This is a genomic window from Bradyrhizobium sp. INPA03-11B (assembly GCF_040446015.1).
In the GTDB taxonomy this organism is placed as follows: domain Bacteria; phylum Pseudomonadota; class Alphaproteobacteria; order Rhizobiales; family Xanthobacteraceae; genus Bradyrhizobium; species Bradyrhizobium macuxiense_A.
Window position 1 is genome coordinate 82,836 of record NZ_JASGSR010000019.1, and the last position, 14,163, is coordinate 96,998.

The 14,163-nt window shown below is 64.7% G+C and carries 10 protein-coding genes and 1 pseudogene; 7 read left to right on the plus strand and 4 right to left on the minus strand.

Annotated features, from left to right (window positions below; genetic code table 11):
- Positions 1 to 23 precede the first annotated feature (23 nt).
- Positions 24 to 968, plus strand: coding sequence for an MBL fold metallo-hydrolase (locus QMZ05_RS10635; RefSeq protein WP_353700706.1), 945 nt, complete (start codon positions 24 to 26; stop codon positions 966 to 968).
- A 263-nt stretch (positions 969 to 1,231) separates the two neighbouring features.
- Here the strand turns inward: QMZ05_RS10635 and QMZ05_RS10640 are convergent, their stop codons facing one another.
- On the minus strand, positions 1,232 to 2,644 hold the full coding sequence (locus tag QMZ05_RS10640; protein ID WP_353700707.1) for an NAD(P)/FAD-dependent oxidoreductase: 1,413 nt from the start codon (positions 2,642 to 2,644) through the stop codon (positions 1,232 to 1,234).
- 198 nt (positions 2,645 to 2,842) lie between these two features.
- Here QMZ05_RS10640 and QMZ05_RS10645 point away from each other — a divergent pair, with 198 nt between their 5' ends.
- Positions 2,843 to 3,724: a YiiX/YebB-like N1pC/P60 family cysteine hydrolase gene (locus QMZ05_RS10645; protein WP_353700708.1), complete on the plus strand. Its 882-nt coding sequence runs from the start codon at positions 2,843 to 2,845 to the stop codon at positions 3,722 to 3,724.
- A gap of 175 nt (positions 3,725 to 3,899) precedes the next feature.
- Positions 3,900 to 5,498 carry a glycosyltransferase family 39 protein gene (locus QMZ05_RS10650; RefSeq protein WP_353700723.1) on the plus strand — a complete coding sequence of 533 codons (1,599 nt, stop codon included), beginning with the start codon at positions 3,900 to 3,902 and terminating at the stop codon, positions 5,496 to 5,498.
- Here the strand turns inward: QMZ05_RS10650 and QMZ05_RS10655 are convergent.
- Positions 5,499 to 7,588: pseudogene (locus QMZ05_RS10655) on the minus strand (TonB-dependent receptor). It abuts the gene before it with no gap.
- Positions 7,589 to 7,850: 262 nt separating this feature from the next.
- On the opposite strand from QMZ05_RS10655, the gene nikR reads away from it, so the two are divergent.
- Positions 7,851 to 8,294 carry a nickel-responsive transcriptional regulator NikR gene (gene nikR, locus QMZ05_RS10660; protein WP_353700709.1) on the plus strand — a complete coding sequence of 148 codons (444 nt, stop codon included), beginning with the start codon at positions 7,851 to 7,853 and terminating at the stop codon, positions 8,292 to 8,294.
- Positions 8,295 to 8,408: 114 nt separating this feature from the next.
- On the opposite strand, the gene QMZ05_RS10665 is transcribed toward nikR, so the two are convergent.
- Together QMZ05_RS10665 and QMZ05_RS10670 are read right to left on the minus strand one after the other, a co-directional pair.
- The gene (locus QMZ05_RS10665) at positions 8,409 to 9,356 is read right to left on the minus strand and encodes a hydroxymethylglutaryl-CoA lyase (RefSeq protein ID WP_353700710.1); all 948 of its coding nucleotides are present in this window, start codon (positions 9,354 to 9,356) and stop codon (positions 8,409 to 8,411) included.
- Between the two features lie 7 nt (positions 9,357 to 9,363).
- Entirely contained in the window at positions 9,364 to 10,533 is a 1,170-nt protein-coding gene (locus QMZ05_RS10670) for a CoA transferase (protein ID WP_353700711.1), read from the minus strand.
- A gap of 120 nt (positions 10,534 to 10,653) precedes the next feature.
- Here QMZ05_RS10670 and QMZ05_RS10675 point away from each other — a divergent pair, with 120 nt between their 5' ends.
- From QMZ05_RS10675 to QMZ05_RS10685, 3 genes are all read left to right on the plus strand, one after another.
- Entirely contained in the window at positions 10,654 to 11,577 is a 924-nt protein-coding gene (locus QMZ05_RS10675) for a LysR family transcriptional regulator (protein WP_353700712.1), read from the plus strand.
- A gap of 185 nt (positions 11,578 to 11,762) precedes the next feature.
- Positions 11,763 to 13,175: an MFS transporter gene (locus QMZ05_RS10680; protein ID WP_353700713.1), complete on the plus strand. Its 1,413-nt coding sequence runs from the start codon at positions 11,763 to 11,765 to the stop codon at positions 13,173 to 13,175.
- Positions 13,176 to 13,274: 99 nt separating this feature from the next.
- Positions 13,275 to 14,027 (plus strand): sulfate transporter family protein, encoded by a 753-nt coding sequence (locus QMZ05_RS10685; RefSeq protein ID WP_353700714.1) that lies wholly within the window; start codon positions 13,275 to 13,277, stop codon positions 14,025 to 14,027.
- The last annotated feature ends 136 nt before the right edge of the window (positions 14,028 to 14,163 follow it).

Genomic DNA, 14,163 nt, shown 5'->3' on the forward strand with positions numbered 1-14,163 from the left:
AAGAAGACTGCGGGAGGAACATCTTGATCGATCGCCGCACCACATTGAAACTGGCGCTCGGCGGCGCCGCCATGCTCGCGGCTCCCAGCATGCGCGCGCAAAATGCAAAACCACGCACCCGGATCGTGTTCCTCGGCACCAAGGGCGGCCCGCGCGTCGGGATCGGCGCCTCCAACCCCGCCAATCTCCTCGTCGTCAACGACACGCCCTTTGTCATTGATTGCGGCATGGGCGTCAGCCGCCAGCTGGTCAGCGCCGGCGTGCCGATCCCGTCGGTGAAGTACATCTTCATCAGCCACCACCATTCCGATCACAATCTGGAATACGGCAATCTGTTCTACAACGCCTGGGCGGCGGGCCTCTCGACGCCGATCCATTCGTTCGGCCCCAAGGGCATCGAGGCGATGACGAAGGAGTATTGGGAGCTGAACAAGTTCGACGTCGAAACCCGGATCGAGGATGAAGGCCGGCCCGATCCGCGAAAGCTCTTGATCGCGAAGGACATCACCGACGACGGCGTGGTGTTGAAGACATCAGACGTCACCGTCACCGCGTTCCGCACGCCGCATCCGCCCATCGTCGACAACTTCGCCTACAAGTTCGAGACGCCGGACGGCGTGATCGTGTTCTCCAGCGACACCGCCTACAATCCGAAGCTTGCCGAATTCGCCAAAGGCGCCGACGTGCTGGTGCACGAATGCCTCTACATTCCCGCGGTCGATCGCCTGGTGGCGAAGACCAAGAACGGCGCCACACTGAAGAAGCACCTGCTCGACAGCCATACCTCGACCGAAGACGTCGGCCGCATCGCAGCCGCCGCCGGCGTCAAGACGCTGGTGCTGAGCCATTTCGTGCCCGGCGACGATCCACTCGTCACCGACGACGACTGGACGCGGGACGTGAAGACGAATTTCAAGGGCCGGATCGTGGTGGCGAAGGATCTGATGGAGCTGAAGCTGCCGGTGTGAGGGGACACGTCATTCTCCGGCGCGGAACTCGCGGCAAGACTCAGACAAATCATGTCGCGGGAATGCGAAGTTGCGTCACCACCCACACTTGTCATCGCCCGGCTCGACCGGGCGATCCAGTACGCCGCGGCCTCTCGGCTCAAGCACTACTGTCTCTGGAATACTGGATCACCCGCATGCGCGGGTGATGACACCGCGTGTTTGACATTTTGAATCGAGAACCAATTCCAGCGTGGCTTGCGACGCCCAATCTCACCGCGCGATCAATTCATCGGCTCGGCCGATCGCCGCGTGCGGCGCTTGTGTTTTGCGGCAGGTGCGGGCGTCTCCGGCGTGGTCTCCTTCACGCCGCCGATCCTGCGCAGCGCGGCGTCGGCAGCGCGCTCGCCGCTCTCCCAGGCGCCGTCGACCGTGCCCCACAGCGTCTCATGGGTGGCCTCGCCCGCGAGATACATCGCGCCGATCGGCTCGGACAGGATCCGGCGCGAGAACTGCGCGCCGGGTGCTGCCACTGACATCGCCCCTTGAATGAAGGGCTGCGCGTTCCAGCGCGTCGCGCTGGTCTTCTTCACGGCGTCGCCGACCTCGCTGCCATAGAGCTTCGTCAGCCATTCCACCGCAAACGCAGCCATCGCCTTCTCGCCCTGCGCCGACAGGTCGCGGCCGAACGAGCCGGCGACGTCGATCGTGCACAGCGAGGAGCCGGCGATGTTGCCGTAGAGCAGCGCGGTCTTGGTCGAACTGCTCTGCTCGATGATGACGTCGTCGCGCGACAGCCCGAGCGGATTGCCGGGGATCTGCAGCGCGATGCGATCATAGCTGCCGAGGTTCAGCTTGGCGGCGGCGTCGAGCGCGCGTTTCGGAAGCTCGGGCGCGAACTTGATATTGCCGCTCGCGAGCACGTTGCTCGACACCGTGACGATGGCGGCGCGCGCGGTGATCTTGCCCGAGGGCGTCTCGACCATCACGTCGCGATTGCTCCACAGGATGCGCTGCGCCGGCGTCGACAGCACGAGCGGAAGCCCCTCGCCGAGTTTTGCGATCAGCGCGCCGAGCCCCTGCCGGCAGGCGATCGCGCTGTTGCGATCCTGCGCGCGCACCTTGTCGACGGCGGAGAGATCCTTCAGATCCTTGCCGCTGAAATTGGCGCCGAGCAGGAATTCCGCGGTGCCGGCCCAATCGCCGAGATCCTTCGGCATCGCTGCGGCGCAGGCGATATCGGCCTTGCGCGAGGCGTCGTCGATGGCGCGATTGGCGCGCACCAGGGCGGCCAGAAACTCCTCGGTCTCGCCGGGACGGGCGTAGCGCCGGCCGATGCGGATCTTCTGGCCCGCGGGCGCCGTCACGATGTCGAGTCCCGCGGAGCGCGCCAGGCGGATCATCGGATTGGTTTCGGGATTGTGCATCCAGCGCGCGCCGCGGTCGAACGGCACATCGAAGCTCGATGCGTCGGTCTGGCAGCGGCCGCCGACCTGGCCGGACGCCTCCACCACGATCACCTTGCGGTTCGCGGCGGCGATCCGTCGCGCCGCGGCAATGCCTGCGGCTCCCGCGCCGATCACGACGATGTCGGCCTCGCGCGGCGGCGGCGGCGCGGCAAGCGCCCGGCCGCCAAATACTGGCGCCAGCGCGAGAGCAGCCGACGCCGACAGGAAATCGCGGCGGGTCACTGTCATGACATAGCTTCTGGCATGGTTTCCGGGGACTTGCAGAGAATGGGAACGCTTCGCGAACTGTGCCGCATCTCACCGACCGCAGCAACACTCATGGTAAATCAATCATGATTGATCCGCTGATGGCATGAACTAAATTGCAACGGCTTGCGACCATGATTAAGTGAACACAAGCGGTCGTAGAACCGCTGGGGGGAATCCATGGGCGTAATGCTCGATACCGTCGGTAAATGGATCGCGGGGTACCTGTCGAAGGAAGTCCCCGGTTACGAGCCGTTCACGCCGAGCGACCCGGACCATCTGCGGGGCATCATGCAGCCCGGCGATGTGCTGCTGGTCGAAGGCAACAACCGCATTTCCGGCATCATCAAGTATCTCACGCAATCGACCTGGTCGCATGCCGCGCTGTTTGTCGGACCGATCGACGGCGCGTTCGAGCCCGACGGCGAGCAGCATGTGCTGATCGAGGCCAACATCGGCGAAGGCGTGACCTCCGCGCCGCTGTCGAAATATCTGTCCTATCACACCCGCCTCTGCCGTCCGGTCGGACTGTCGTTCGAGGACCGCACCACGGTGTGCCGCTACGCCATCAACCGCATCGGCTTCGGCTACGACACCAAGAACATCGTCGACCTCGCACGCTATCTGTTTCCGTTGCCGATCCCGCAGCGCTGGCGCCGCCGCATGATCGCATTCGGCTCCGGCGATCCGACCAAGATCATCTGCTCGGCGCTGATCGCGCAGGCGTTCGACGCCGTGCGCTATCCGATCCTGCCCAAGATCACCCGCGCCGCCAGCCGCAAGGCGCGCCGCGAGATCCTGCACATCCGCGATTCCTCGCTCTACATGCCGCGCGACTTCGACATCTCGCCCTATTTCGAAGTCGTCAAACCCACCATCGTGCACGGTTTCGACTACACGGCCCTGCACTGGGCCGACAAGCAGAAGCCGCTCCAGGAGGTAGCCGGCGAATTCAGTGTGTTTCCAGAGCGTAAGTCGCCGCCGCTTGTTCCTGAAGCGATTGACGAAGAGGCGACGCTTCCGGCTGCGGAAGTGATCGAGGCTGAGCCTGCGCGGGCGTGACAGGCGGCGATGTCAGGCTCGAAGAAATCGCGCGTTTGCCGCGTCGACCACGACCTTCGTCTTATCGTCCGGCTTCGTCGTTGAGTTCGCATTGCTGCATCACTAGGGTGCACGCGCTTCGGGCTTGTTTTCATTCGGTAGTTTTACGGTGTTTTCGATCATCGATTTCTCGGCGATGGCTGCAGCGTCGGAGAAAGACCCGGCGCGGTGGCGTCGTCCGTTCATCGCCTGGCTGGAAGGGATCGAGACCGGATGGTCGATCCCGCTGCTGCTCGCTTTCTTTGTCGCGATCTGGACGGCGTATCTCATCATCGCCTATCTCGGCGCCGGCCTGCATCCCGACGTGCTCGAGACCTGGACGCTCGGCCGTCACCTCGCATGGGGATACCCCAAGCATCCGCCGCTGATGGGCTGGATCACCCGGGGATGGACCGCGGTCTTTCCGCTGAGCGATTGGTCGCTGCAGCTGATGGCGATGGTCAACGCAGCCGTGGCGCTGTGGGCAGTCGACCTGATCTCGCGCCGCTTTGTCCGCGGCGAGAAGCGCGCGATCGTCCTGCTGCTGGCGATGCTGCTGCCGGCCTATCAATTCCACGCCCAGCGGTTCAACGCGAACGCGGTGCTGCTGGCATCCTGGCCGCTGGCGACCTATTGCTTCCTGCGGGCGTTCGAGGCGCCACGGCAACTCGGCTGGGCGATCGCGGCAGGCGCGGCCTGCGCACTCGCGATGCTCGGCAAATATTATTCGATCTTCCTGGTCGCAAGCTTCGTCTTCGCGGCCGTGCTGCATCCCGATCGCCGCCGCTATCTGCAGTCGGCCTCGCCCTGGATCTCGGCGCTGACCGGCATGCTCGTGCTCGGCCCGCATCTGCATTGGCTCGCCACGACAGGCGCAACGACGTTCGACTACGCGCTCGCGCACGCCGGTGCCGATCATGTCGCGGCGCTGTGGGAAGTCTCCTACTTCATCATGGGCCTGATCGCTGCCCTCTCGATCGCGGCGGTGACCTGGGTGTTCATTGCCGGCCGGCGACTGGCGCGGCTGCCGGGGGATTTCCGCGCAATGAACCCGGGGCTCCGCCTGCTGCGGCTGGTCGCAATCGGCACCATCCTGTTTCCGGTGATCGTGTCGCTCGCGATCGGCACCGACCTGCCCTCGCTCTGGGCGGTGCAGGGCCTCTTCCTGTTCATCGTGCTGATCGTGTGCGGAACGAGCTACCCGATCGAGCGGTTCTATGCGGTCAACCTGACCGTCATGGTGGCGGGCATCGCCATTCTCGCGGTTGCCGCCGGCGCTCCGATCCACGCACTCTATCGCCACGCCAACGGCTATGAAGAAGGCCGCGGTTTCTATCATGCGGTCGCGACCGAGCTCACCGCACGATGGCACGACGCAGCCGGGACGCCGCTCGCGGCTGTCAGCGGCGACGATGCGCTCGCCTTCGCTGCCGCCTTCTACAGTCCCGATCATCCGTTCTATGCCCGGCCATTTGCCTATCAGTACACCTGGGGGCTGCCGCGCAAGACCACGCTCGATCGCGGCTGGGCGGCATTGTGCTTCGCCGACCAGCCGGACTGCCTGAGCTGGATGGCGCGCACGACGTTGCGTGCGACCGACGTCTTTCGCTCCGAGTTTGACGCCCAGGCGACGCTGCTGGGCAGGCCCGGCCGGACACGGCGGGTCGTGATGCTGATCGTGCCGCCCTACCGCGAAGCAGCCCCGGTGCAGCCCGATGTCGAGGATTTCAGCTCGAGCCACCGCATGCGCGACTGATCAGAACGTTGCCGCCAGCGTCAGACGGACAGCAAGCGGTTCGGCCGGATGCACATGACGGTCGGCGACGCCCTCGATCGGCTCGCCCGGCAGCCGCGACAGATAGTAGTATTCGATCTGGTTGGTCTGCGCATTGAAGAGATTGAGGACGTCGAGCTGCAGCCGCATCCCGTTGTCGAATTTGTAGCCGGCACGGGCGTTGACGATGAACGACGACAGCGAACGCACGCTGTCGTCCTCGATCAGCGGGCGTGGGCCGAAATAGCGGGCGCGCAGGCTGCCGAACCAGCCGGTGTCGCGGCCGAAGGTGACACCACCGCTGGCGACCCAGCTAGGTGCGCCGGGAATGAAATTGCCGATCGGATCAAAATCGGTGAAGCGGGCGCGGGTATAGGCGAGATCGAAATCGACGCTCATCCACGGCAGCAGCTTGTATTGGTTGGTCCACTCGACGCCGACGCGCCGGCTCGGCCGACTCGGCTCGGTGGTGCCGGCGTCGCCGACGAACAGCAGTTCGGAATCGAAGTCGAGCACGAACACGGCAAGCGACGAGGTGAGACCGTCGATCGCCTTGGTGCGGATGCCGAGCTCGGCGCCCTTCGAGCGCACCAACAGCGGCACGCGCTCGAGCGGCGTGACCTTGTCGTTGGGATCGACCGTGATGGTCGCACCGCGGATGTCGTTGGAGTGCAGGCCGAACCCGGCATTGCCGTAGAACTCGGTCCTATACCAGGGACCGAGCACGATGCCCGCCTTCGGGCTCGTCATCGCCGCCTGCGCGTTGCCGGAATTCTGCGGCGTGTCGCTCAGCACGTGGCCGACGAAATAATCCTCGCGGATGCCGACCGTGGTGCGCAGCCAGTCGGTCCAGCGCGCGGTGGTATCGGCCCACAGCGCGACGCTGCCTCCTGCACCTGATCGTTGCGCACCGTGGCCAGGATCTCGCGCTGCGCGGTCTTGAACAAGCCGACATTGATGTCGTCATAGCGGGTCTGCACTCCCACTCGCGTCTGGGTATCGACACCGGCGACACGGACATCGACGGCGTGGCTGGCATCGACACCATAGACGGTGCGCCTGTCGGTCTGGCTGAACTGGTCGCCATTGACGGGGTCGTCGAGGAAGTAGGTAAAGTCGTTGTAGAGCTGCAACGACGAGCGGATCACATAGGCGTTGACCTTGGTCTGTCCATAGTCGCTGGACTGCGCCCAACTACCGGACAGGCTGAAGCGGCTCGAGGTGCCGCCGTCGGTCGGATCGAGCGAGCCGTAGCGGCCGATCAGGCCCTGATCGATCGCGCGCTGCGCCACCTGGTCGGTCGAATTCCAGCCGTTGGAATAGGCCATCGCGGTCAGCGAGAAGCCGTCGGTCGCGGCGCCTTGGCTGTAGCGCAGCACGCCGTTGAGCTTGCGGATGTCGTCGGGCACGTCCCACGGCCCATTATATTTGTTGGCCTCGAAGGCCGCGAGCAGCGTTCCCTCGCCGACCTTGGTCGAGCCCGCGGCCATTGCGCGCTGATAGCCGAAACTGCCGGCGGTCAGCTCCACGATATTCTTGGAAAGCCGGTCGAGATAGTTGATGTCGACCGCGCCGGCAGACGCGAAGTCGCCCTTGTCCGCATAGTACGGGCCCTTACGGACGTCGACCGACTGGATCAGCTCCGGGATCAGGAAGTTGATGTCGGCATAGCCCTGGCCGTGGCCGTGGGTCGGCATGTTGACCGGCATGCCGTCGACGGTGATGGCGAGATCGGTGCCATGGTCGAGATTGAAGCCGCGCAGAAAATACTGGTTGGCTTTGCCTTCGCCGGAATGCTGGGTGACGATCAGGCCCGGCACCACCTCCAGGACTTCTCCGACGCGCGAGACTGGCCGCGCGTTCAATTCCTCGCCGCTGATCTGCCGCGCGCTCGCGGCGGCCGGTTGCAGATTGGACGCCGGCACGGTCGCAGCGCCGGCCGTGACGCCGCCGGCCGCAGAGGTGGATTGATTCGGTTGCGGTGCAGCCGCCCGGCGACCACCGGCGGCGGCATGGTGCGGGTGCTGGGAGGGCTTGGCGCGCCTGGGCGGCGCCTGATCGGGCGACGTCACCGTCACCGGCGGCAGTTGCCCGGGTGCGACGGTGACGGTCTGCGCTTCGGCGACCGGCGCGAATGCTGCAATGGATGCGGCGGCGGGAAATATCCGCCATGCAGTACGTCGCAACGCCCATGCCCCCGCATGATACCTGTTACAGTCACGCGACGACCGCACCAGCTTCAACTAATCCCAGCGCAACGACGCTAGCAAGCGCGATATGATGTTTCAAGAAAAATGTCATACCGCCAGGCAATCGAGCCAACACGGATAATCCATGCAACGCATCACCATCACCATCGAGGATGATCTGCTCGCGGAGATCGACGCCGCCGCCGAGGCCCGCGGCTATCAGAACCGCTCCGAAATCATCCGCGATCTCGCCCGCGCCGGCTTGCAGCAGGACGCGGAGGAGGTGCCGTCAGGGCAATGCGTCGCGGCGCTGGTCTATGTCTATGATCACGCCGCGCGCGACCTGTCGAAGCGTCTGGTGCAGAATTTCCACGGCCATCACGATTTGTCGCTGGCGACGCTGCATGTCCATCTCGACGACGACAGCTGCATGGAGGTGACGGCGCTGAAGGGCGCCAGCGGCGAGGTCCGCCATCTCGCCGATCACATCATCGCCGAGCGCGGCGTGCGCTACGGCCGCGTCGTGATGATCCCGACCGCAGCGGACAAGAAGCCGCGCAAGCGGGTGCATAAGCACACGCATGATTGAGGACGCGTCGTTGCGTAGCCCGGATGCAGCACAGCGAAATCCGGGGCCTTGCGCCCGCGGCGGTACTTTCCCCGGATTACGCTTCGCTCCATCCGGGCTACGAACTACATCGCACTACGCCGCCTTGGCCTTGGCACCACGCGGCAGGCCGGCGCGGGCGAGGCCGCCATAGAGCTGCTCGTTCGGCATCTCGGATTTCAGGATCGCGCGCACCTCGATGAGGCGATCGAGATCGATGCCGGTCGGAAATCCCTTGCTCTCACAGAGGAAGACGAGGTCCTCGAACACGACATTGCCGGTGGCGCCCGGCGCGAATGGGCAGCCGCCGAGGCCGCCGAGCGAGCCGTCCAGCACGCGGGCGCCCTCGTCGAGCGCGGCTGAAGCATTGGCGATGCCCATACCCCGCGTGTCGTGCAGATGGACGCAGACCGGCTTGGACCCTGCGATCTTCACCGCGCCGCGCGTCAGCTCGCCGACCTGCTTCGGCCCGGCATAGCCGACGGTATCGGCGATCGCGACCATGTCGACGCCGACTTCGTAGAGCTTCTCGGTGAGGCGCAGCACCTCGTTCGGATCGACCGCACCCACGATCGAGCAGCCCAGCCCCATCGAGATCGCGGCATTGACCAGCGGCTTGTGCGCGCTGGCGTCGCGCAGCTCGCAAAGGCGTTTGATGTTCTCGATCGCGGATTCGCGCGAGCGGTTGGCATTGGCCCGGCTGTGCTCCTCGGTCGCCGACACCACCGAGGCGATCTCGGCGACGCCGGAGGCCAGCGCTTCGTTGACGCCGCGCTCGTTCAGCGCCAGCGCGACGCCATGGGCGCCGGGCAGCGCGGCGATGGTGGCGACGACGTCGCGGACATCGATGAATTGCGGGAATGTCTTGGCCGGCAGGAACGAGCCGACCTCGAAATGCCGGACGCCGGCGGCATATTCATCGCGCACCCAGCGCTGTTTCGCCGCGGTGGACGGGAATGTCTTCACCAGTTGCAGGCCGTCGCGCAGACCGACTTCGCGCAGGCTCACTCTGTCATTGGGATAGATATCGTGGACGCGGGTCATGTCAGCCTCACGCAGCGTTTCCGGTTGATGAAATCTTGTGTTGTGCGAGCTCGGCGCGGACCGCGTCGGTATCGGCGCCAAGCACCGGCACCTTCAGGCCCTCGCCGATATTGCGGCCGTTCCATTCGAGCGGCAGCGCGGGAGCGCGGAACGGCTTGCCGTCGGCGTTGATGGTGTTGACCAGCCCGCCGGGCCGCAGCACATGCGGATCCCTGAGCAGATCCTCCGGCCGGTTGATCGGCGAGAAGCAGATGTTGAGCGCGTCGAGCCTGGCCGAGAGGTCGGCCACGTTCCAGCCTTTGATCACCTCGGCGACGCGCGGAATGATCCGGTCGCGCGCCATGATGCGGTCCGTGGTAGAGCGCAGCGTCGGATCGTCAGCGAACTCGTGCAAACCGAACTCACGGCAGAAGCTTTGCCAATGACCTTCGGTGACGACGCCGATGAAGATGCGGTCGCCGCCGGCGGTATCGAAGATGTCGTAGATCGGCCAGGCATGCTCACGCTCCGGCATCGAGCGCGGCTTGCGCCCGGTCATCTCATACTCGACCATATGCTGCGCGACCAGGAACAGGCAGTTCTCGAACAGGCCGATGCGGATGTCGGCACCATCAGCCTTGCCGCCGCGCTTCTGGTAGAGCGCGGCCAGGATCGAAATCACGCCGAACATGCCGCCCATGATGTCGTTGGCGGAGGAGCCGACGCGCTGCGGCTTCTCGCTTGTGCCGGTCATCGCGGCGAGCCCCGACATCATCTGCACGACCTCGTCGAGCGCCGGGCGATGATCGTAGGGGCCGGAGAGAAAGCCCTTGTGACCGGCGATGATCAGATGCGGATATTTCGCGCGCAGCTCCTCGGGCCCGAGACCCTGCTTGTCGAGCTGGCCGTCGCGGAAATTCTCCAGGAACACGTCAGCGCTGGCGAGCAGAAGGTGCATGGTGTCGCGGTCCTCGGGCCTGGCGAGATCGAGCACGATGCTGCGCTTGCCGCGATTGAACAGCGGGAAGAACGAGACACCCATGCCGCCGAGCGAGCGGGTCTTGTCACCGGCCGGAGGTTCGACCTTGATCACCTCGGCGCCGAGTTGCGCCAGGATCATCCCGCAGGTCGGCCCCATCACCATGTGGGTCATCTCGACGACCCTCACGCCCTCCAGCGGCAGTCCGCTCCCGGTCATCGGTTTCTCCGTGCTCGTTGCGCTCGTTTGAATGGTTGGCGCAAGTTAGGCTTCCGCACGCGATCTGAAAAATATAATCTGTCGAATAGTGTATTCGCCGTTCTAGAACGCTGAAGCCCCATGGATTCGCGCCAGCTTCGCTATTTCATCGCGGTTTACGAGCAGCGCAACCTGTCGCGGGCGGCGGATCAGGCCAATGTCGCGCAGTCCGCGCTGAGCCACCACATCGCCAACCTGGAAGCCGAATTCGCCACCCCGCTGTTCGAGCGCAAGCCGCGCGGCATGGAACCGACTGCGGCCGGCGAGCGGCTCTATGAGCATGCCCGCATCATCCTGCGCGCGATGGCGGCGGCCGAGCGCGAGATCAAGGAAGGCGGCAGCGAGATCGCCGGCGACATCTCGATCGGCATGGCCAATTCCGGGATGAAGGCGATCGGCGTGCCGCTGATGCGGACCGTGCTGACCAAATATCCGAACCTGAAGCTGTCGCTGACCGAGAGCCTCTCCGGCGCGACGCTGTTGCATCTGCTGAGCTCCGATGTCGACCTCGCGCTGGTCTACAATCCGCCGTCGGAAAAGGATCTGGTGGCCGAGCCGGTGCTGGAAGAGCAGATGTTCTGCGTCGGCACCGAGAAGCTTGTCGGCAAGAGAGCGCCGATCGCCTTCGAGGAGGTGACGCGGCTGCCGCTGATCCTGTTGCGGTACGGACTCTCGGCGCGCGCGTTGCTGGATGACCCTGTGCTGCTGAAGCGGCTCGAGGCCAATGCGATCATGCATCTCAACTCGACCAGCGGCATGATCGGGGCGCTGACCGCGGGCCTCGGCTGCACGATCGCGACGACCCACTTCGTCAGCGAGCCGTTGAAGGCACGGCTGCTGGTCGCGCGCGAGGTCATCGAACCGAAACTGACCCGCACGCTCTATCTCTGCCGCCTGCGCAACCGCCCGATGACTTACGTCATGGAGGAAATGTGCCGCCTGATCCGCGCCCTGATCGCAGACCAGGTCGGCCGCGGCGCCTGGGAGGCGACGCTTCTGATCTAAAGCGCTTTCAAGCGAAGTGGGTACCGGTTCGCGTCAAGAAAGCGCGTCTCAGGTAGTCCGATCGAAAATATCGAACGATACCTTCGATATGTTCGTCTGGATTTCTGGCTCCCGGCTGCCAAACATGCGCGAACCGCACGCCTTCGCAAGAAAGGCGGCCATTGCACCATCCGGGGAGGACCATCATGAGCGCCGTCGAACTCGGCTCGGTTGCCGATCTCGCCAACACGACCAGCGGACCCGACCAGATTTCACGGCGGCTCGAGGCGCTGCCCACCTCGGGCTATGTCTGGCGGCTGGTGATCCTGCTCTCGCTCGGCGGCTGCTTCGAAATCTACGATCTGTTCTTCACCGGCTATATCGCGCCGGGCCTCGCCCGCAGCGGGCTGATGACCACGACGACGCAGACCTTCTTCGGCTTCTCCGGCATCGGCGCCTTCGTCGCGGCGACCTTCGCCGGCCTGTTCATCGGCACCTTCTGCCTCGGCTTCCTCGCCGATCGATACGGACGCAAGGCCGTCTTCACTTATTCGCTGCTGTTCTACAGCGCGGCGTCAGTGATCATGGCGTGCCAGACCACACCGAGCGGCCTCTTGCTGTGGCGCTTCATCGCCGGCATCGGGATCGGCATCGAGGTCATCACCATCGACGCCTACATCACCGAGCTGGTGCCGAGCTGGATGCGCGGCCGGGCGTTTGCGATCAACCAGGCGGTCATGCTGTCGGCGGTGCCGATCGTTGCCGCACTGTCGTGGTGGCTGGTGCCGGCGACGCCCTACGGCATCGATGGCTGGCGCTGGGTGGTGCTGATCGGCGCCGCCGCCAGCATGATCATCTGGGTGCTGCGGCTCTACGTGCCGGAAAGCCCGCTCTGGCTGGCCCGCAATGGCCGTGCCACCGAAGCCGAGACGATCATGCGGACGCTCGAGGCTGCATCGGGCACGGCCACGCCGCGCCCTGCCCCCGCGGCTGCGGTGGCGCCGGCACGTGCGCCGGTCGAGACCGGCTATGCCGACCTGTTCCGGCCGCCCTACGCCTCGCTTGTCGTGCTGTTCATGATCTTCAACCTGTGCCAGGCGTTCGGCGTCTATGGCTTCTCCAACTGGGTTCCGGCGCTGCTGGTCGAGAAGGGCATCAACGTCACCAAGAGCCTGCAATATTCCTTCATCATCGCGTTCGCCTATCCGCTCGCGCCGCTCTTGGCCGCAACCTTCGCCGACCGCTTCGAGCGCAAATGGATCATCTGCGGGGCGGCCGCCGCGATCTCGGTGTTCGGCCTCGCTTTCGCGCAGCTCACCGCGCCGGCGCTTTTGATCTTGAGCGGCGTGCTGGTGACCGGCGCCAACATGACGCTGTCCTATGCCTATCACGCCTACCAGACCGAGGTGTTCCCGACCGCGATCCGGGCGCGCGCGGCGGGCCTCGTCTATTCGATGAGCCGGCTCAGCGCGACCTTCTCCGGCTTCATCGTGGCGTTCATGTTGAAGGAGGCCGGCGTCATCGGCGTGTTCGGCCTGATCACCGCGGCGATGGTCATCGTGATCGTGACCATCGGTGTCTTCGGACCCCTGGTCCGCGGCAAGCCGCTCGACGCCTAGAGCATTTCGGCGCGGTTTCCAACCGCGACACAAGCGGCACTTGCCGAAGCCGTATTGGGTGGCTACCTCTCGCGGATAATTTGCAGAGGTAATCCGGTCATGTTCGATGCCGCCATCAAGGCGCTTTCGCAAATCCTGTCGCCGCCGATGCGCACGATCCTGTGGCGCTCGATCGGGCTTGCGCTGGTTTTGATCACCGTGCTGGCAATCGGATTGCAGCGGCTGCTGAGCTGGTTTGCCGACACCGGCGAAGTCTGGGCGGAAAGCATGCTCGGCCCCAATTTCCATTCCACGCTGCAGGTGCTGTCCTGGATCATCTCGATTTCGGCGGGCCTTGGCGTCGTGCTCGGCGGCATCTTCCTGATGCCCGCGATCACCTCATTGGTGGCGAGCCTGTTCGTCGACGATGTCGCCGACCATGTCGAGCGCGAGCACTATCCGGCCGACCATCCCGGCGTGGCACTGCCGGTCACGCTGGCGACGATCGAGGGCGTCAAGACGGCACTGCTGACCGTGCTGGTCTATCTGGTCGCGCTGCCGTTCGTGCTGTTCGCGGGCGCGGGCTTCATCATCTTCTTCATCGCGACCGCCTGGCTGCTCGGCCGCGAATATTTCGAGCTCGCAGCGATGCGGTTCCGCTCACCTGACGACGCCAAGGCGATGCGCAAGGAGAACGCGGCAACGGTGTTCACCGCCGGCCTGTTCATCGCGGCCTTCGTCTCGATCCCGATCGTCAATCTGGCAACGCCGCTGTTCGGCATGGCCTTCATGGTGCACATGTACAAGCGGCTATCGGGTCCGCGGCGCGAGCTGATCGAGCCCGCGCGGCGAAGCAACGTCTCCTCAATCTAGATGTCTTTTTTGAGCATGATCTTTTCGGAAAACCGGTGTCCACTTTTCCGGATCATGCTCTAGCAGGCTGTTGAAGAAGTCGGTAGCGAAGCGTTTCGTATCGTGATTCTCTAGGACCGGGATTTGACTAGGGGAC

Bases quoted from the DNA above. Each gene is read 5' to 3' on its own strand.
- QMZ05_RS10640 (WP_353700707.1), bottom strand. From the start codon at position 2,644: ATGACAGTGACCCGCCGCGATTTCCTGTCGGCGTCGGCTGCTCTCGCG.
- QMZ05_RS10670 (WP_353700711.1), bottom strand. From the start codon at position 10,533: ATGACCGGGAGCGGACTGCCGCTGGAGGGCGTGAGGGTCGTCGAGATG.
- QMZ05_RS10680 (WP_353700713.1), top strand. From the start codon at position 11,763: ATGAGCGCCGTCGAACTCGGCTCGGTTGCCGATCTCGCCAACACGACC.
- QMZ05_RS10645 (WP_353700708.1), top strand. From the start codon at position 2,843: ATGGGCGTAATGCTCGATACCGTCGGTAAATGGATCGCGGGGTACCTG.
- nikR (WP_353700709.1), top strand. From the start codon at position 7,851: ATGCAACGCATCACCATCACCATCGAGGATGATCTGCTCGCGGAGATC.
- QMZ05_RS10685 (WP_353700714.1), top strand. From the start codon at position 13,275: ATGTTCGATGCCGCCATCAAGGCGCTTTCGCAAATCCTGTCGCCGCCG.
- QMZ05_RS10665 (WP_353700710.1), bottom strand. From the start codon at position 9,356: ATGACCCGCGTCCACGATATCTATCCCAATGACAGAGTGAGCCTGCGC.
- QMZ05_RS10650 (WP_353700723.1), top strand. From the start codon at position 3,900: ATGGCTGCAGCGTCGGAGAAAGACCCGGCGCGGTGGCGTCGTCCGTTC.
- QMZ05_RS10675 (WP_353700712.1), top strand. From the start codon at position 10,654: ATGGATTCGCGCCAGCTTCGCTATTTCATCGCGGTTTACGAGCAGCGC.